The organism is Calothrix sp. CCY 0018, from assembly GCF_963920925.1.
Taxonomy (GTDB): Bacteria; Cyanobacteriota; Cyanobacteriia; order Cyanobacteriales; family Nostocaceae; genus Rivularia.
The window spans coordinates 25,436-44,284 of sequence record NZ_CAWUDI010000017.1 but is presented as its reverse complement, the minus strand read 5'-3'; the positions used below and the strand labels follow the sequence as shown (position 1 = coordinate 44,284).

Genomic DNA, 18,849 nt, shown 5'->3' with positions numbered 1-18,849 from the left:
TAGAGATAAATCTATGGTATTCCAAATAATAATCAAATCATTATAGGTAACAAAAATGTCTAATAGAGAGAATTACAATCCTCTAAACTATTATTCCGAATACTTAGATATAAGGAATAGATCGGATTTGAATTCTGTGATTAAAAATAATTGGAGTCCTAGTATAGAAAAAGAATTAATTACAGAATTAAAATCACCTATAAAAAAAGTAAAAAGCCCCGAACAATCCCAATATAAATCTTTCTGTTTACTAATTGGAGTTCTCGGATTACTAAGTATTGGTTTGTGCGTGCAAGCAGATACAATTACTCAAAATTTACGGAAAATAGCCAGAGTCTCAGTAGAGCAAATAATCCGTATCAATAGTCAATAATTTATTTGTATGTAGCATCGATCTTTTTTTCCATCAAACTTATTTAGTGCAAAATATATCTTTTGGTAGATGCTAAATTTACATTTTTAAATTATAGAAATTTTTGTTGATTATATTGCTTTTGTTTATTTACAAAAGCCTTAAGTTGAAATTAACTTGCTTAAGTTGCCTGGTGAAAGCCAGTAAAAATATGTAAGCTATACTTTATAAAAATTACATCGCATTGTGTAGCTAAACTGTACTGCGCTTTGCTAAATGTGTATTTAGAAAGCGGCTTGTCTTTCTCAGTAAGTCTGCAAAAATTCAATTTAACATTAGGAGATTGATCGATGAACTTAAGACAACTACCAGTAATTTACGGTATGGCTCTAGTAAGCTTTTTAACCATAAGTAGTAAAGGAATGGCTCTGACTGTAATCAATCCTCAATTAGATTCCTATATCCCCCAAGCCTCTGATATTGTACTTGGGACTTGCAGCCAGGTAGGTGTTTGTTTCCCCGGTCAAGAAATTGCCTCTAGTACTAGCGCATTCCCCTTTGTATCTAGGAATGATTCTAACTTCAATGTAACTAGTTTGTTTCTCACAATTGACCCCAATGAAAATGCAGTCTGGGGGAATGGAGTTTCTAACATATACAAAAATATTCAAACATCTCCAGATGGGAAAAAAATAACCTTTAATGAAGGAGTAATTCCCGTAGGAGAGTATCTTTTCGCGGATGCACAAACAATTCCTATTAATACTGCTGTAAAATTTTCAATAGCGATTGATGGCACTTCTATTCCAGAACCTTCTTCAATCTTGGGAACATTAGTGTTTGCTACTATTGGTATTAGTTCATCTGTGAGACGTTATCTCAAACATAAAGCACAATAGTTTGACCTGAATTTGGTGACTGGGAGCATCTGCTTTAAACTGGTGCTTATGTTGTAATAGATATGATTAGTTAGTTAACCCATTGTTACGACTATATTACATTCAACTGAGAACCGCTATATCTATATGTTTTATCGCAAAAAATCTATAAGACCAGTTTTCATTAATTTGATTCCTGACTTTCATTCTTTATAAACTTCTCTACGATGCCCTACTCTAACAACAGTAATTATTAACAAATCGTCTTCAATTTGATATAATACTCTATAGCTACCAACGCGAATACGGTATTTATCGCTATTCTCTAGTTTAACAACTCCACTTGGACGCGGATTTTCAGCTAGTTCATATACTTTAATTTTTATTCGTTGTTGTAAATCATTTGATAATTTTTCTAATTGTTTAAATGCTTTACTGGTAAATTCAACCTGATAAGTCACAAATCTAGTTCCTTTTGTACTTGTTCCCAAGGTATTTTATTATCATTTTTAGCATCCTTAAACGCTTGAACATCTTCTAAATCTTCTTCTTTACGAATGTCTAATAGTTCTATAACATCTTCTAAAGTGTCTTCATAAGCTTGTTCTAATTTCTCGTAGATTATTTTTAATAACTGCTGTTTTTTGGTTGTGGTTTCCATTTTTAAACCTCTTGTTAATCTAATTGAGTTAGTATAGGCGATCGCGTACTTTTATTACGTGTTTGTTCCAAAGGACATAGAGAAAGCTTAGCTTGCTGTATAGGAGAGTAAACGATAGGACTGACCAGAGGGACGCGATGCATTAATATTCTAATACATACAATCTCCAGTTTCAGTTACAATCGGGTTGTAATTAGGTAAGCTAGAGCTTAAAAAGTGGCGACTGCCATAGCATCTCGCTCTGACTGGGCAGGACATTTCAGTGTGGTTGAAGATGAGCGTATCCGAATGCGCGTCCTTTGAAAAGATTGTTAAGTAAGTCGGCGTTAAAAAACCAAGGTATGTCATTGCGAGTGGAACGAAGTGAAATGAAGCAATCGCAAGGTTTTGAAGGCTATTTACAATCTGTTACATAGTTAGGTTAATTTGTGCCAACCTACTTAATAATATTCTTAAATATAATAAAAAACACAAGGGGTAGTAGGCGATCGCCATCAGCTATGACTATGCGTTTGATCACAATCGCACTCTGAGCAAATCTGTCAAATGAGCGATCGCTAGTCGAGTATCAATCGAACTGAGAAATTACAACCTCTTGATCAGGAAAACGCGCGATGATTGTCAGACTGCCACCCAGAGATTTAATGTATCGAGAAAGCGTGGATATTTGAATATCATCTATTTGATCTTTTAATGTTTCGTAAAGGCGATCGCACTTCTGGTGATAAGACTAAAGCAAGTGATCGCCCCCTTATTACCAACTATCTTAAAGAAACGATCGCCCCCCCATCAAAAACCTACTTACTCTACACCTTCCACAGCCCCCAAAGCCAAAAGCACTGATCGCTGCGCTGCTGTTAACCCAGTCACCCCCCTAATGTTCATTCCTTCATAAAGGCGATCTACCTTCAGGGTTTTCATGCACTCAAGAGTTTCCACATCCTAAAGCTTTATTAAATCATCGTGACTAATATTAACCAAGATATTACCATGTCATAAAAATACTAGGTGGATGGGTCAAAAGTTCCTACTGATACTATTGCAAAATTAGTAATTCATGAAGCTTATTTTTTAAATCTAATGATGTTATTAGTGGTTTATAAACTTCACCCTCATAAGTCTTCCAAACATAGCCTAAACTAAAGGCTCTAAACATCTTTGATGAGCCAAGCTCCTGCCAAATGTTTTCTGCTATAACTAATCCTGGAAAATAAAACATTTCTATGGTTTTAAATTACACACAAACCTAACCCCCCTACCCCCCTTCCCTATGAGGGAATGGGGGTTTTAAGCCTCTCCCCCAGTGGGGGAGAGGTTTGGAGAGGGGTCTTTTTCTTTTCCGGAGATGTCTAATAAACGAGCGCTACGCCCTATTTTCGGTTTTCCGTCTTTCTCAGCCATTCCTCGGTAGTAAAGTTTTGTCATTTAACCAATATTAAACTTTCATTCCAGTACAGTTTTTTCTTTACCTAAAACTAGTTTAGATATGAAATTTAACTAATACCTTCCACCGCCCCCAAAGCCAAAAGCGCCGAGCGCTGCGCTGCTGTTAACCCAGCCACCCCCCTAACGTTCATTCCTTCATAAAGGCGATCGCTTCTCAGTATTTTTGTACACTCTCCCGTACTGATATCCCAAAACCTCATTGTCTCATCGAGGCTACCACTTAATAAGGTGCGATCGTGTGGATTCCAAGCTACAGACCATACTTCATTTGTATGTCCCTGTAATACTTTCAGGCATATACCTTGCGCCACATCCCACAACCTCACTGTACCGTCTTGAGAGCCACTTGCTAAAATTCTTCCATCGGGACTCCACGATACTGACCATACGCGATGAGTGTGACCGCGCAATACTAAGCAACACTTACCCTGCTGCACATCCCACAAGTAAATTGAACCGTCATCGCTGCCACTTGCTAATATCTGGTTATCTGGAGAGAAACTGAGTGCCAATAATACATGATTGACACCATAACGTAACGCTTTGAGACAAGTACCCGTTAGGGAATCCCATAAACGAATCGAACCGTCAAAACTGCAACTTCCTAAAAGGATAACCTCAGAATTATTACTGAAACTAATGCTGGGTGCATAACTTACTGCACTAACCCAATTATCATGACCCTCTAATACTTTTAAGGTTTCACCTGTGGCAACATTCCAGATCCTGATGGTAAAGTCTGCACTGCCACTTGCCAGAGTGCGGCCATCTGGACTCCAAGATGCATCCCACACTCGATTAGTATGACCACGCAAGATTCTTAAAGCTTCACCTGCCTGAATATCCCACAACCGGACTGTGCCATCTGAACCACCACTTGCCAATATCTGTAAGTCTTGACTGTTAACGGAGCATGTAGGCGCAAAAGAGATCCCCATTATTCCACGGTGATGCCCTTGAAACTTTTTAAGTAACTCACCATTATAAAAATTCCACAATCTTACATTTGAGTCATCACTACCACTGGCAAAAGTTAAACCATCTGAACTCCAAGCTACAGAGCGTACTGAGTTACATTGCCCCTGTAATACCTTGACACATTTACCAAGCTTACTATCCCAAAATCGCACACTAGAGTCGTGACTGCCACTAGCCACAGTTAAACCATCTGGACTCCAAGCCACCGAAAAAATTGCGCCTGTGTGTCCCCGCAAAATTTTTAGGCACCCTCCAAAGTCTACATCCCATAATCGAACAGCAAACTCAGAGTCATTCGCACTTGCAATCTTACGACCATCAGGACTCCATGCTATTGACCAAATTATACCAGTGTGACCCTCTAAAACCCTTAAGCATTTGCCTATTTTTTGATCCCACAACCGAATTGAGGAGTCTTGACTACCGCTTGCCAAGATGCAACCATCTAGGCTGAACCTTAAAGAGGTGATCCAACCAGTATGACCGTGTAACACTTGGCGACACTGACCGTTGCTGACATCCCATAACCGAATTGAGGAGTCACGACTGCCACTTGCCAAGGTAGAACCATCTGGACTAAAGCTAACCGCCGATACTGCATAAGTTTGATCTGGAAATATGCTGACGCAGTTGCCCGTGTTAACATCCCACAAGCGAATAGTTTGATCATCACTGCCACTCGCTAGAATTTGGCCATCAGGATGCCAAGCTATCGACCAAATCGGTGCGGTGTGGCCTTGTAAAGCCTTTAAGCTATTACCTGTTTGAGCATCCCATAATTTAACCGTATGATCATCACTACTACTACTTGCCAAAATACTGCTGTCGGGACTGAAAGCAACAGTAGATATTGAACTATGATGCCCTTTAAGTGTTAAAAGAAGTTGATAATCCGACCTGCGGTGTAAGCAAATTTGTCCATCAATGCTATCTACGGCTAATAATTTGCCATCTAGACTAAATGCTACTGACCTCACACTACTTAAATTTTCCGCAAATACAGACTGATCAAAAGCAGTATTTTGGAAATTTACTCCAGCTAAATTTACACACTGCAAGTCCGCTTGCCTAATAATCAAATTTGAGAAATCATACTTCTGTAAATTTACTTGCAAATGCGCTAACAAATTGAGGACATTGCCCCCGGCATACCCAGTTAGTATTGCAGCTTGATGTCTTTGCTGTTCCAATACATCCTGCAACAAAATTACCAGCTTTTGTTGACTGCCCATCTTTAACAACAATTGCTCAAGTAAGGGTTGTACAATTAGTTGCTTTTGTGTTTCTCGGATGTAGTCTTTAGCTGTTGCTTTAATTAAAGCATGGGCTTGAAACAGCCGTAAACGGACGGGCTTTTTTGCTACTAATTCTTGACCAACTTGTTCAACCAATCGCTGTGTCGTATATTCCATTACGACTGGTTGTAAAAAGAAATGTTCGCCGCTTTTTTCAATTAATGAGCGTTGCAATAGAGATTTAATTGCTGAAGGTACGAGACATTTAGAAGCAGATGTTACTAAATCAGCAGCTAACTCGACAAGGGATACTGGCTCTCGATTAATTGCCAGCCAATATATTACTTCTGCTTCTACCGCCGACAAACGTTGGAACTGACATGACAACAAGTCGCCGATGTCCTCAAAAATTAGTACACCTTGTTCTAAATATTCTAAAGCAGGGGCAATCTTACCATTGAAAAGCTCTTGGGTTCCGGCTGCTACTACCTTGAGTGCTAAGGGATTGCCGCCATAATGCTCAACTAGTACTTGCCATTCTCGTTCTGTACCCGTAAATTGTCCTTTTTGCTGAAATAACTGTTGTCCCTCACCAGGGTTTAATCCCTTTAATAGCAGAGATTTTACCCCTGTTTTCTCTCCTTCTAAAGGTATGAATTCTCTGGGCTTTTCCCTAGAAGTGAGCAAAACACAACTTTGATGGGGTACTTCGCCAAAATGCTTAAGTAATTGACCGTAACCCTCGTATCCAGGGCGACATTGACCCGTTTGACCATTACTAGTTAAAATTGTCTCAACGTTGTCCAAAATAAGTAGACAGCGATGATTTGTCAGACATTCCATCAGCTTTGATAATTTATGATCAAAACTTTCGGGGATTACCATCTCTTTTCGCAGCGCCCACAGTAAAAATTGTAGGATGTTGGTTAATTGCTCCTCTACTGGTGGTGCATTTTGCAGGCTACGCCATACTACTACTTCAAATTCAGTTTGAATTTGCAGCCCCAACTTCACTGCTAAAGTGCTTTTGCCAATACCACCAATTCCCAGCAGCCCAACTAAACGACAACGTTCTTCTAACACCCATTGTCGTAGCTGCAATAATTCTTCACTGCGTCCATAAAACACAGATACATTCGGTGCTTCTGCCCAGTCATACTGAGGATTTGTGCTTCGGATTGACAAATCGTCAGGAGGGCTAGGTTGAGTATAATCGTGTTTACACAACTCTAAGCCAAAGGCAGCGAAGGTAGATTGTAATGAACTTTTATCTACGGTTTCGCATCGTCCTAAGATTTTCGATATGGTGTGCAAGGCTAAGCAAGTGCGATCGCTGAGTTCTTCCAAAGTCAACTTGTTGCTAGCATTCTCTTCCAATTCGGCTCTAGTTTTCGCAGATTGGAGCTTATCCCAGCCTTTAAGGGTGAGGATAACGCCCCGATTGCGTCTGGATTGTTTCATCAAAGTCACCTAGAACAAAGTAGATGCGTCTCCAAAAAGGAATTTTTCGTTACGTAAGTCCTAAAAATGTAGAACTACATTAAAAGAATATTTTGTACTAGTAACTTTTTTTACTAAATCGGCATCTCCAAAAAATGCGACAAATTTTTGGTAGCTGACTTCCAAAAAGCAATGCTGCTCTGTGAAAAATGAGCAAGTTTTTCAGTTCAATTAGTATTGATAATAAAGCAGAACTAAGTATTTGTAAACATAATTTTTTACTCGGACAAACCGAGCTATTTAATATTATTAAAGCGTTATATCTTATAGTATTTACCGTGCTGTATCAATAAGTATATAGGTAGAATTCTTTAGGTTCTTCAGTACTTGTTAAGTAGGTGGGCGCAAAAAAACCAAATCATGTAAAAGACATCGTAGGAATTGAAAATACCCCTCTCCAAACCTCTCCCCCACTGGGAGAGAGGCTTAAAAAACCCCCATTCCCTCGTAGGGAAGGGGGGTAGGGGGGCTCGCGGTTTGCGTGTAATTTGAAACCATAGAAATGTTTTCCGGAGATGTCTAAAGATAAGTAAATACGGAAAATACATCTATTAAGGTGACTGAAATATGGACGCTCGTTTAAGGATTTTCCTCACTAGTGAGCAAGACCAAACTAAAGAATTGATACCCCCCAAAAAGGGGGGGTTTACGTAAGTTCTGATAACTAAATTTATCGCTTCGGAAGAAATTAGAAGAATTTGTTTCTTAGAACAATCTCTTCTTCATCTGAAGAATCCTTGTCATCTGATTTTTTGCTACTACCAGCGTTAATAGGGGTTGGAGAACCGCTAGAGGTACCGTACTCGAAAGTTCCTATGTCAACAGCTTTACCGATCTTTCGCTGCTTTCCATCCTTATCGGTAGTTAAATAACTAGGAATTGAGTTGGTACCAGTATCAACTGCTGGGGAATCAGAAGTTAGACGATAATCGTTAGCTTTTGAATCTGAAAAACCAACTGATTTAACCTGAAGGTTGTTTGTATCTTTTATATTTTCGACTCGACTACCTTCTTCAAATATCTTGTCAATGCTATCGGTAAACAAGTTATTGTCCAAGATTACATCTTTTGCATTTTCGATGAAACCATTGCGGTAGCTGGGATTAGCAAAAATATTGTTGCGTAATACCACATTGTCAACTTTCTTTCCTCCAAAGAAATCACTACCATCGATCGCAAATGATTGAACATTCCCAGAGAAAGTATTATTAGTAATTTCAACATCTTTGACATTACTACCTACCATTATTCCCGCACCGCTGTTTACACCTTTTGTACCATTGTTATAAACCACGTTGTTGAAGACACGAATATCTTTAACATCACCCGCTCCGGGTTCTTCATCGTTAATTACAATTCCTTCTGAGGTGTTTTTGTAGACAACATTGCTGTAAATATCGACGTTGAAAGTATTGGCCCGATTACCGTCTACGTAAATAGCGGGGCCACCGTTATAGCCTTTAGATGTACCGGAGATTTTTGCAGCACCCGTCACAGTATTGTTATGGACGGAGCCATTTCGAGAACCTGTTTTAATATCGATACCTTCGCGGGTTGCTTCTTTAACAATATTATTTGCAACCTCAAAACCATCTACACCCCAGATACTTAAAGCTTCTTGCTGTCCTATGGTATCTCCTTTACCAGTCCATCTCCAGTTTGCTCGTTCAATTTTGTTATCCAGTACTTTGATATCTTTACTGGTAACTTCACGTTCTCCACCACCATAGTAACTTTCAGGTAAAACTATGATACCTGAAGCACCTGTTTCAAAAGTATGATTGTTCTGCACAATCATATTATTTGCATCTCTTAAAGAAATTCCGGCCCAAGATGTATTCTCAATTCGGAAGCCATCGATGATCCAGTGCCCCTGATTAGCAGACTGAATAACACCCTCTCTAAAACCTCCTTTTTTGGGGTCGGGGTCGCGCAGAGTTACTGCACCATCGGCTTTTAAGGTAATATGACCGAGTTTTTCATTACCCGATTTTTCGAGGGTAATCAATTCGGTGTATGTACCAGGTTGTACTAATATAGTATCTCCAGCTTCTACCGCAGATTCTTTACCAACAGCATAATCGATAGTTTTCCAAGGCTTTTCTTTTGTACCTGGATTATCATCGCTACCCTTTTGTGAAACATAGAATGTATCAGCATTGGTATCAGCACTAGTAGGAGTAGGAGATTTTACCTCTTTACCTGTATCGGTATCAGTAAGAGACTCAGTTGGAACGAATTCAACATAGTCAAAACGAGCATATTCACCAGCATTAGCCTTACCTTTAATCTCGAAAGCATCCCCTGGTTGTAATTCAATTTCCGAATGAGTAGTACGAGATGTTAAAGTTTTGGCAACGGCACTACCTCCAGGCAAATCTTTATCGAATGAGAAGCTTTGAGTATCACCCGCAACGGTAATATCGGCAGCAGAAACTCCATCATTTTCATCGTAGAAACCTACATTTACCTGATAAGTACCGGCTTCGCCTTTAAAAACACCTGTGGCAGTTCCCGTATTGCGATCGCTTCCTAAAAGAGAGATATGTTTGCCACCTGAAGAAACATCATTTGACTCAATTTGATAGTTGCTCAGTTTTAAGTCTTCCATTTCGTAGCGTAGAATATCTTCTTCTGAAGTCGGTAGCATCGAAGAATTACTTGTTGATAATGAACCGTCAGAAACCAAGTCTTTTCCATCTAATGTAGAACTAGGGACTAATTCTTGAGAAGTTGCAGTTAATTGCAATTGATTATTAAGCGGTATGTCGAAATCATTCATAAGTAATGTATTTCCTGTAAATGAGTTCGGCAAACGCACGCTGATTTCAACCTGACACTTTTATTTTTAACGATAAATTTCAGGCTTTCAAGTTATCTTAAATACATTTGAATGTAAAAAATAGAGATAAATACTCAGGAAAAAATACTTATATAACTGTCCTTAATCCATTTATTCAACATTAATATTTTTTGAACGAATTAAAAGTATAAATACTTATTTATCCGCGAGTTTTTTAATTATTATCTTTTAAAATTTATATGTCTTGCAATTTACGGATAAATGACTAATTGTCTAAGTACAAATTTATAAGATGTTACATTTTGATAGTAGTAATATTTCTAATAAATAATCAATAAATGCTATTGATTGAGAACGCAGTATATTGTTTAAACTTCTTTTTTGATAAAGATTGTAGGAGTTACAGTCTTTTAACGTTCGCAACATACCCATGCGTAAAGATTGCTGTAATAAAAAAGCTCTGAACTGTCAGGATCGATTGCAAAATAAGATAGTCAGAGGTAGTTGCAAAAACTTATCTAATCGCAGAAAAAAAGGTGTCGGTGATAAGAAAAAATTTGATTTATTTATTAATTGGCTAAAAATCCAGGTAAACTTACACCTTGCACCAATCTCAATAAACGCGATTTCCTGCTTTAAAATGCTTGATATAAATGGTAATAAAATTAAAAACTATTGATTAGACATCTCAGGAAAACATTTATATAGTTTAATTTTATACGTAGACCTAATCTCCCTACCCCTACGGTGTACACACATCTCGCCTCTATCCCCCTTTCCAAGGGGGGGTTAGGGGGGATCAAAACGCTATAAAACCAACTTAGAAGACTTCTGTGTACACCGTAGCCCTATGGGGGAGAGGTTTGTATACAGTTCTTTTTTCATTTCCGGAGATCTTTATTGTGAAGAATTAAAGAATCAAGGAAAAAATCTCCGAATGATAAGAAATTCTAAGAGAACGCAAACGAGGGCGTTTTTAAACCTGGTTTAGTTCGATGTCAAGCGACTTTAGTCGCCGTGTTCTTCTCCTACCAGAACTTCAATAAAATCCCTGACTTGACTTTTCCAGTTAGGGATATTTTTTAGTTTTTCTTTAACTTGAGGAGTTAGCCTAATAGCGATTTGAGCAGTTAAGGGCTGTTTCCTGTTAGTCGTAAAACCTTCTTCATGCCCTTTAACAAAATGTCCTTTAGAATTTCTCATGAAGAGTTTACGATACGGTATCGAGTGGTTATACTATTTATAACAGCTATTAGAGAGGTCGGTCAATGGCTAAGAGTAAAACACCATCGTTTGTAACAGAGCTTCCGCTAAAAGTAGATAGTAAGCAAGAAAAAGAACTACTTGCGCGTTTTCAGGCTGCAAGACAGTTATACAATGCTTGCTTAAATGAAGCTTTGTTGCGGATGGACTTAGTTAAAAACTTTATCGCATATCAACAAGCTAAAAAGCTGCGAGGAGGTAGTAAAAAAGAGCGACAAGACTTATTTAATAAGGCTAGAGAACAACATAGATTTAACGATTATGCTCTCAAAACATTTGCAACTCAAACTGCTAATCGTAGCAAGTGGATAAGCGACAAGCTTGGTGCCCATGAGAAGCAAACGATAGGTACCAGAGCTTTTAAAGCCGTAGATAAAATATTGTTTGGTCAGGTCAAAAAAGTCAGATTTAAAGTAACGACCCGTTTTAAGTCTGTAGAAGGGCAATCAAACACAACTGGTATTAGGTTCGTCAACAATCAAGTTTTGTGGAAGAAATTAGCTATTCAACCTATTCTTGACTTGAATAACCCAGTATTAGTTCATGGACTAAATTCACCTGTTAAATATTGCCGTATTCTATGGCGTAATTTAAACGGTAGAAAGCGCTGGTATGTTCAATTAATTAACGAAGGTTTACCGTATCAAAAACCGACTAACTACGCAACACAAGGGATAGTTGGACTAGATATTAACATTTCTAATGTTGCGTTTGTTGCTGACAATAAAGCTGGATTGTTACCTTTTGCAGATAAAGTACCAACATTTGAACGCGAGGTAAAAACGCTGCAACGTAAAATGCAGCGTTCTCAAAGAATGCACAATCCAGATAATTTTGAATATGACTTTAATGCAAAAGTTGGCAACAAGATTGTTCGCAAAAAAGGCAAGGTCAAAAAAGGTAAAAAGCAATGGATAAAAACAATAAATTATCGCCGAATACAAGCTAGAAAAGCTGAACTAGAACGTCGTAAAACTAGCTACGCAAAGTCTCAGAACCGTAGATTGGTTAACGAGATTTTACGTCATGGCAATCAGATTAAAACCGAAAGAGTAAGTATTAAAGGTTGGCAGAAACGTTACGGTAAAGCGATGTCTGCGAAGTCACCAGGTTTTTTCCAATCAGAACTTAAACGAAAAGCTGAAATCGCTAACGGTTATTTTCTAACATTTTCTACCCAAACTACCGCACTATCTCAAACTCATCTCGATGGTACTCGCCTACAGAAAAGTCTATCAGAAAGAGTGCATAGGGACGTTACAGGTATTCAACCAATGCACAGGGATTTATTTAGTGCGTATTTGGCTAGATGCGTCTATAACAATAAGTTGTCACTTTGGGATGCTCAGTGCGAGTATCCGGGAACGGAGCCGTTCTTGTTAGACGGGTGGCAGCAATATCAATCTGCGAATCAAGTAGCCGAGCGCAAAAGTAGGGATAGTTATAGTCCCTCGGAGCAGATGTCTAATAAAGGTGCAGCCCCTAACCAGATAAGTCAAAAGGACTACAAGTTAAGGTAGCTAGCCTGAATCGAGCGCGTCTTCAGACCTGAGAGTGGCTCAATACTAGAATCCGTGCTAAAAAAGTAGGTTTGATTGATTGACTTATTTCTAAGCTGGTGATATCAATTAATAACCCTTATTAACAATAGATTAAAGTTTTTGTATATATTGAACTGGATGTTGGTAAAATCAACGAGGCAAATAACTAAATCTTCAGTTACAAGAGTAATGTTACCTTTATTACTCGGTTAACAATCGTTCATTTTATATTGTCCAGGTCTTCATTTACCTGTTATTATGCCTGTTAAATATTGTTTATCTTTGAAAGCTTATAAATACTGTCAGTGGTTAAGTTTTGCTGTCCTATCTTGTTTTGCTTTCGTAAAACCTATATATGCTCAAGAATTAAATAATACAGCAAATTTTTTACAATATAATTCAGAACATAATAAAGAAACTAATATCTTAGCTTCAAAAGGCATAAAGTTAAAGGATGCTACTCAAAAAAATAAATCGAAGCGTGTAAATTCGGTTTTGCCAATTTCAAATTCAAACTTAACTTCAAACTTAACTTCCAATTTAACTCCAAAGCAACCTGTAGATGCAGATATTTTATGGAGATATCCTCATCGTATTTCTCAAGCACCACAGGGCGATCGCAATTCCCCTCAAGATACCACCAAACCACCATCAGAGCGGCAGCTTCCGGAACCTAATATACTTCCTACCTTACCACCACCAGAAGACTTATTAGAACCAAACGGTACGCCTACGACACCAGAAATTAAACCATCAGGAGAGCTTCCGCTTCAGATTACTATAAATAAATTTGTTATTAAAGGTAGTACGGTTTTTAGTCAGGAAGATTTCGAGAAAATTACCAAACCTTATACTAATCGTCTGATAACATTCGCCGAACTTTTACAACTGCGATCGCAACTTACAAAACTGTACTTAGATAAAGGATATATCACCAGTGGAGCTTTTATCCCAACTCAAAAATTTGAAGATGGTACGGTTGAAATAGAGATAATTGAAGGTGATTTAGAAGACATAAAAGTTAGTGGAAACCGCAGGTTAAATTCTGGATATATTCGTTCTCGGATTGCTAGGGGTGCAAGAAAACCTCTTAATCGCGAAAAGCTACTTGAATCATTACAGTTATTACAGCTAAACCCTTTAATAGATAAACTTTCTGCCGAACTTTCTGCCGGTACTCGCCCCGGAGAAAGTCTATTAGAACTAGAAATTAAAGAAAGCAAAACTTTTAACACCCAACTGAGTTTGGATAACGGGCGATCGCCAGCAGTAGGAAGTTTCCGCCGTCAAATTCAAGTAAGTGAAGCCAACTTATTCGGATGGGGTGACAGTATCAGCGGTGGTTATAGCAATACCGACGGTAGCAACGCATTTGACTTCAATTACACTTTGCCAGTAAATCCCCGCAACGGTACTTTATCATTCAGCTACGGTAATTCCGATAGCGATGTAATTGAAAGTCCGTTCAACGTGCTTGATATTCAATCAAAGTCTCGTTACTACGAACTATCGCTACGTCAACCCATAGTACAAACACCGAATCAAGAATTTGCTTTAGGTATAACAGCCAGTCGTCGAGAAAGTAAAGCAAGCTTGTTTAATGGTGAAATTCCCTTTCCTAATTCACCAGGTGCAGACGAAGACGGAAAAACCCGCATTAGCGCCGTGCGTTTCTTCCAAGAATGGACCTCACGGAGCAGCAGCCAAGTTTTCGCCTTACGTTCTCAGTTCAGTGTTGGACTAGACGCTCTTGATTCCACAATTAACAATACATCTCCCGATAGTCGCTTTTACGCTTGGAGGGGACAAGCACAATGGGTGCGACTTTTAGCACCCGATACACTGTTGTTATTACGGGGTGACGTACAGTTCGCAGATAGACCTTTAGTTCCTTTAGAGCAAATTGGTATAGGCGGACAAGAAAGTGTCAGAGGATACCGTCAAGATGCTTTATTAACAGATAACGCCGTTTTTGCATCAGCCGAAGTAAGACTTCCCATCGCTCGTTTTGCTGGAGAAAATAACCTTTTACAACTTGCTCCCTTCTTAGACTTTGGTACCGCTTGGAATCGGGGAGGAAGAGATGAATCTAATAGCGAAAACGAAACCGATACTTTATTATCTTTAGGATTGGGATTGCGTCTGCAACTCCAAGAACGACTCATAGCCCGCTTTGACTGGGGGATTCCCTTGATTACAGTTGAAGGAGACAAAGACACCTTGCAAGAAAATGGTTTATATTTTTCCGTAATTTATAATCCGTTTTAAGAAGTTAGGAGTTGGGCATAGGGCATTAGGTAGTTATCAGTTTTGACGTTTAACCAATCCTTGATTTTTATAAAAAAGCTAGCATAAGTAAAGTAATTGGTATTTCTTCACCTGAAAAAACGGTTCTTTAAGTGTGGAATACTTATTTAACTAAGTAAAAAACATCAGACTCAATTAATCCAAAATCTAAAAGAAACGCATCCGTTGTCAAAATCTAAAATCTAAAATCCTATTATGGACTTAAAATCATTAGAAACTAAGTTAAATTCCCAAGTCGATCGCATCGGAATATGGTGGTTGATTGGGGCTGCTGTAGCTACGGTTGTACTATGGCAAATACCCTATGGAGATTATATTTTATACCCATTTACCATTTTAGCTACTTGGTTTCACGAAATGGGTCACGGTTTAGCAGCAATATTTTTAGGCGGAAACTTTCAGCAACTAAAAATATTTCCTAATGGTTCTGGTGTTGCATATCATAGCGGTAGATTATTTTTAGGCCCGATTGGGCGTGCCTTTGTAGCTGCTGCCGGATTGATGGGGCCGCCAATCGCAGGCGCTATCTTAATTTTGGCATCGCGCAGTTTCAAGACAGCAAGCTTAAGTTTAAAAATACTAGGTGGATTTTTACTATTTTCAGTATTAATATGGGTGCGATCGCTCTTTGGAATAGTAGCAATTCTTCTCTTAGGTTTAATCATCCTTGGTATTGGCATCAAAGGCAATCGTTGGTTTCAAGGATTTAGCATTCAATTTCTAGGAGTTCAAGCCTGCATAAGTACTTACCATCAACTTGATTATTTATTTACTGCTACCGCAGGGCCTTTAGGAGTTTCCGATACAGGTCAAATCCAGCGACAATTATTACTACCTTACTGGTTTTGGGGTGGATTAATAGCAGTTGCTTCCCTTGTACTTCTCGTACAAAGCTTACGAATAGCTTATAAGCAGTGAGCAGTTATCAGTTATCAGTGAGCAGTAAAATAATTAGTCCAGGTAGCTGGACTTTCCTTGTATAGAAGCGATTTAAATCGCCAGATATTAACTTTTCACTGTTCACTGTTCACTGTTCACTGTTCACTGATTCACCCAAAAGGTTGTCCCCAAAGTTTCCAATTTTCTTTATTAAAAGGGGACTTCCATTTTTGAATTAACGCTTGTTCTAATTTTTGACGGGGTTGGGTTAAATCGGGTGCATCCCACCAAAAAGCAATGTTAACTGCTGTCTTCAAACCGTATTGATAATGCAAATCTTGATACTTTTCAATGTATCGTTTGCAATCATGTATTCCTTTCCATCTGTGATTGGATTTACAGGTTTCACCAACATACAGAAGTAAATCGGCAGCCATATCTATTACAAAGTAAATACAAGCTTGACCGGGACTATCTGCTGGTAATCTGTAAAATGACAGCGAACAAGGTTTTAATTCAAACGGATCTATTATATCTGGGTCAACGTGTGCTTCGGACACTTCAAATAAAGCGCCTTGTAGCACTGGTTCGCTTGTTCTCACTTGTTGTTGATGGGCGGATATTTGCTTTTTCCACCTTTTTAAAGCTTTCACATCCATTAACAACACGGGAGCTTTACTAACTGTTGCAGTTGGCATCTCCGACGGTGAGAACAAATCAAGCTGATTCGTTTTCACACTTCATTCCCATAGAAGGTAACTTGGGAATGTTATCACTAATTTGTGATTAATCAAACATAAAAATAAGTTTTAATTTTTACTTTGCCAGGCTAAATAAAATTTAATTACTGCTTGCCAAAGTATTTGTCGCTTTTGGGGCTTTTAACTTTTTACTCCATTGAATAGATGGTTTTTCTATAACTTGCCATATTAATGTTGCAAAGGCAATACAAGCTGCAATTGCTAATATCAGAGCAAGAAATTCACTCCAAACTGAATGGTTAAACAGTTTAAATACTATCCAATATACTCCTCCTAAAATAGGAGTATGGGTTAAATATAAACTATAAGAAATTTTTCCGACAAATTGTAACCATTGCCAATTCAGCAATTGTTGCATACGGTTAGCACGTGCAACTTCCAATAAAAGTACGGCAATAATTGAACTGACGATCGCAAAATCCGAAGAATTGGCTATTCCTGCAAAGACTAATATTGCAACATAAAAGTAAAAAAACCAAGGGTTCAATTGCTTACAGTACGTCCAATAAGCAAAAATACCGAGCATAAAACTGTACCACAAAGGTAAAAAGATTGTCGCTCTACCTTCATATGTGAATATTCCAATTGGATAGAAAGCGGCAAGAGTGGCACTTGGAACAAATACAATAACTCTTCCCCAATTGATTTTCCAATGAGAATCTATCCGTTGGGCTAACCAAAAAAGAATGCCAAAAACTAAATAGGATTGAACTTCTAAACATAATGTCCAATACACATCATTTATATTATGCAGTTTCAGAATATCTTGTAAGTAAAATAGATGGGCTATTAGTCTCGGAAAAGATAAAGGATATCCCAATGGTGCAAATTGTTCGCTTTTAGCATATGCAGCAATGAAACCAATAGCTAATGTGATAACAATTGATACATAATAAGCTGGACTGAGCCGAACCAAACGACGCACAATAAAATTTTTGCAGAAGGCAAAGTCAAATTGAGTATTTTCTTGTGAAAGACCAACTAAAAAACCGCTCATAACAAAAAACACAGCCACACCCAAACCACCTCGTTCAAACACTATATGCACAAACCATTGAGGCAACGTATTAGTGAATTGAGAGATACTCTTATCGGCATCTATTACTGAATGAAACAGAATTACCCATAAAGCCGCAAAAGCACGTAATCCATCGATAAATTGAAAATGTATTTTATTTGTTCTAGGAGTAGTCTTTAATGGTGCTGCCGATTCCATTGGTATACCTAAATACTTTATGTAAATATTTATCAGTGATAAATAAGTATATGCACTGCGTAAAAGTAAATAAGTAGTATATATTACATTGATAGACTTTCTAAGATAAGTAGTATTGAGTTTGGCTAATCACTTACCGTTAAATAAAATTTATAGGTTGAGAGTTTCTAAAATATTCAGTAACTGGCAACATTTGTTACAAAAATCAATGTTTTGAATAAAGATCGAGAACGTTAATCAGCGAATATCCTGATAAAACCGCTTGAGATAGTTAGTATCAACACCTATTCCCCAAAGAAACCCGATGTATAAATAAATTGCATTTGCTTTCATTGCACCCCATTTTGCAACGCGACGATCTGAAGAAAGCACTACACGGTTTACCATACATATTCTTCCCTTCCGTGCAAGTTTTTTACATAAATCTCCATCTTCCATAATCGGTAACGCTTCATCAAAACCACCGCAATCCCAAAAATCATTGCGACGACAAAACATTACTTGATCCCCAAATAATAAGCGCAAACCTTTAAAAAACAAATGAGGTTTAAACAGCAACGGTGCATAATAAGTTTTAAGATAATTGTGCAGCGAAGTACCCCAGCGAGTAGTTTGCTCGCCAGTCATCAAAGATATAAACCCGCCACAAGCAATTGTTGCATCGGCTAAATTCCGATCAATTAAAGTAATTAGATCGTCAGGTACGGTGGTATCTGCATGGAGAAAACATAAAAAATCTCCAGTTGCTTCTTTTGCACCGTAGTTCATTTGTACCGAACGTCCGCGATGTGGTGATTTAAGAATTTGCGTTTTTACCGTTGAAGAAAAAGATTTGAAAGCAGCCAAAGCAATTATCGCCGTTTCATCTTCGCTACCACCATCAACCACTATAATTTCTTGGGGTAATGGCGAGAGTAGAGCAAGTTGACGCAACGTTCTACCCAAGCTGGTTTCTTCATTAAAAGCCGGAATAATTATCGAAACTGAAGACATTAATCAATTATCAATTATCAATTATCAGATAAATTT

The 18,849-nt window shown here is 38.1% G+C and carries 14 protein-coding genes; 5 read left to right on the top strand and 9 right to left on the bottom strand.

All coding sequences use genetic code 11. The annotated features are described in order from the left end of the window. Positions 1–136 precede the first annotated feature (136 nt). Together ACM03V_RS14245 and ACM03V_RS14240 are read left to right on the top strand one after the other, a co-directional pair. Positions 137–373: a hypothetical protein gene (locus ACM03V_RS14245; protein ID WP_414621450.1), complete on the top strand. Its 237-nt coding sequence runs from the start codon at positions 137–139 to the stop codon at positions 371–373. 329 nt (positions 374–702) lie between these two features. After that, positions 703–1,251, top strand: coding sequence for a hypothetical protein (locus ACM03V_RS14240; protein WP_414621449.1), 549 nt, complete (start codon positions 703–705; stop codon positions 1,249–1,251). Positions 1,252–1,433: 182 nt separating this feature from the next. Here ACM03V_RS14240 and ACM03V_RS14235 read toward each other — a convergent pair whose 3' ends face one another. The 6 genes from ACM03V_RS14235 to ACM03V_RS14210 form a co-directional block, all read right to left on the bottom strand. Further along, positions 1,434–1,691 carry a type II toxin-antitoxin system RelE family toxin gene (locus ACM03V_RS14235; protein ID WP_414621448.1) on the bottom strand — a complete coding sequence of 86 codons (258 nt, stop codon included), beginning with the start codon at positions 1,689–1,691 and terminating at the stop codon, positions 1,434–1,436. After that, positions 1,688–1,891, bottom strand: a complete 204-nt coding sequence (locus ACM03V_RS14230; protein ID WP_414621447.1) for a hypothetical protein — start codon at positions 1,889–1,891, stop codon at positions 1,688–1,690. Before ACM03V_RS14230 ends, ACM03V_RS14235 begins: the two co-directional genes overlap by 4 nt. 1,287 nt (positions 1,892–3,178) lie before the next feature. Further along, positions 3,179–3,316 (bottom strand): hypothetical protein, encoded by a 138-nt coding sequence (locus ACM03V_RS14225; protein ID WP_414621446.1) that lies wholly within the window; start codon positions 3,314–3,316, stop codon positions 3,179–3,181. Between the two features lie 68 nt (positions 3,317–3,384). Beyond that, positions 3,385–7,011, bottom strand: coding sequence for an eIF2A-related protein (locus tag ACM03V_RS14220; protein WP_414621445.1), 3,627 nt, complete (start codon positions 7,009–7,011; stop codon positions 3,385–3,387). A 727-nt stretch (positions 7,012–7,738) separates the two neighbouring features. Continuing rightward, complete coding sequence (locus ACM03V_RS14215) at positions 7,739–9,832, bottom strand: right-handed parallel beta-helix repeat-containing protein (RefSeq protein ID WP_414621444.1); 2,094 nt, start codon at positions 9,830–9,832, stop codon at positions 7,739–7,741. Between the two features lie 1,029 nt (positions 9,833–10,861). After that, positions 10,862–11,056 carry a hypothetical protein gene (locus ACM03V_RS14210; protein WP_414621443.1) on the bottom strand — a complete coding sequence of 65 codons (195 nt, stop codon included), beginning with the start codon at positions 11,054–11,056 and terminating at the stop codon, positions 10,862–10,864. Between the two features lie 65 nt (positions 11,057–11,121). On the opposite strand from ACM03V_RS14210, the gene ACM03V_RS14205 reads away from it, so the two are divergent. The 3 genes from ACM03V_RS14205 to ACM03V_RS14195 all read left to right on the top strand — a co-directional run bounded on the left by ACM03V_RS14205 (position 11,122) and on the right by ACM03V_RS14195 (position 15,882). Next, positions 11,122–12,636 (top strand): RNA-guided endonuclease TnpB family protein, encoded by a 1,515-nt coding sequence (locus tag ACM03V_RS14205; protein WP_414621442.1) that lies wholly within the window; start codon positions 11,122–11,124, stop codon positions 12,634–12,636. A 279-nt stretch (positions 12,637–12,915) separates the two neighbouring features. Then, positions 12,916–14,925 (top strand): ShlB/FhaC/HecB family hemolysin secretion/activation protein, encoded by a 2,010-nt coding sequence (locus tag ACM03V_RS14200; RefSeq protein ID WP_414621441.1) that lies wholly within the window; start codon positions 12,916–12,918, stop codon positions 14,923–14,925. Between the two features lie 234 nt (positions 14,926–15,159). Continuing rightward, positions 15,160–15,882 (top strand): M50 family metallopeptidase, encoded by a 723-nt coding sequence (locus tag ACM03V_RS14195; RefSeq protein ID WP_414621440.1) that lies wholly within the window; start codon positions 15,160–15,162, stop codon positions 15,880–15,882. Positions 15,883–16,013: 131 nt separating this feature from the next. On the opposite strand, the gene ACM03V_RS14190 is transcribed toward ACM03V_RS14195, so the two are convergent. From ACM03V_RS14190 to ACM03V_RS14180, 3 genes are all read right to left on the bottom strand, one after another. Then, complete coding sequence (locus ACM03V_RS14190; protein ID WP_414621439.1) at positions 16,014–16,580, bottom strand: GIY-YIG nuclease family protein; 567 nt, start codon at positions 16,578–16,580, stop codon at positions 16,014–16,016. 103 nt (positions 16,581–16,683) lie between these two features. Beyond that, positions 16,684–17,820 (bottom strand): acyltransferase family protein, encoded by a 1,137-nt coding sequence (locus ACM03V_RS14185; protein ID WP_414621438.1) that lies wholly within the window; start codon positions 17,818–17,820, stop codon positions 16,684–16,686. Between the two features lie 237 nt (positions 17,821–18,057). Then, the gene (locus ACM03V_RS14180) at positions 18,058–18,813 is read right to left on the bottom strand and encodes a TIGR04283 family arsenosugar biosynthesis glycosyltransferase (protein WP_414621437.1); all 756 of its coding nucleotides are present in this window, start codon (positions 18,811–18,813) and stop codon (positions 18,058–18,060) included. Positions 18,814–18,849: the final 36 nt, after the last annotated feature.

Coding starts and splice junctions, on each gene's coding strand:
- ACM03V_RS14240 (WP_414621449.1), top strand. CDS start 703: ATGAACTTAAGACAACTACCAGTAATTTACGGTATGGCTCTAGTAAGC.
- ACM03V_RS14230 (WP_414621447.1), bottom strand. CDS start 1,891: ATGGAAACCACAACCAAAAAACAGCAGTTATTAAAAATAATCTACGAG.
- ACM03V_RS14225 (WP_414621446.1), bottom strand. CDS start 3,316: ATGACAAAACTTTACTACCGAGGAATGGCTGAGAAAGACGGAAAACCG.
- ACM03V_RS14220 (WP_414621445.1), bottom strand. CDS start 7,011: ATGAAACAATCCAGACGCAATCGGGGCGTTATCCTCACCCTTAAAGGC.
- ACM03V_RS14215 (WP_414621444.1), bottom strand. CDS start 9,832: ATGAATGATTTCGACATACCGCTTAATAATCAATTGCAATTAACTGCA.
- ACM03V_RS14210 (WP_414621443.1), bottom strand. CDS start 11,056: ATGAGAAATTCTAAAGGACATTTTGTTAAAGGGCATGAAGAAGGTTTT.
- ACM03V_RS14205 (WP_414621442.1), top strand. CDS start 11,122: ATGGCTAAGAGTAAAACACCATCGTTTGTAACAGAGCTTCCGCTAAAA.
- ACM03V_RS14200 (WP_414621441.1), top strand. CDS start 12,916: ATGCCTGTTAAATATTGTTTATCTTTGAAAGCTTATAAATACTGTCAG.
- ACM03V_RS14195 (WP_414621440.1), top strand. CDS start 15,160: ATGGACTTAAAATCATTAGAAACTAAGTTAAATTCCCAAGTCGATCGC.
- ACM03V_RS14185 (WP_414621438.1), bottom strand. CDS start 17,820: ATGGAATCGGCAGCACCATTAAAGACTACTCCTAGAACAAATAAAATA.
- ACM03V_RS14180 (WP_414621437.1), bottom strand. CDS start 18,813: ATGTCTTCAGTTTCGATAATTATTCCGGCTTTTAATGAAGAAACCAGC.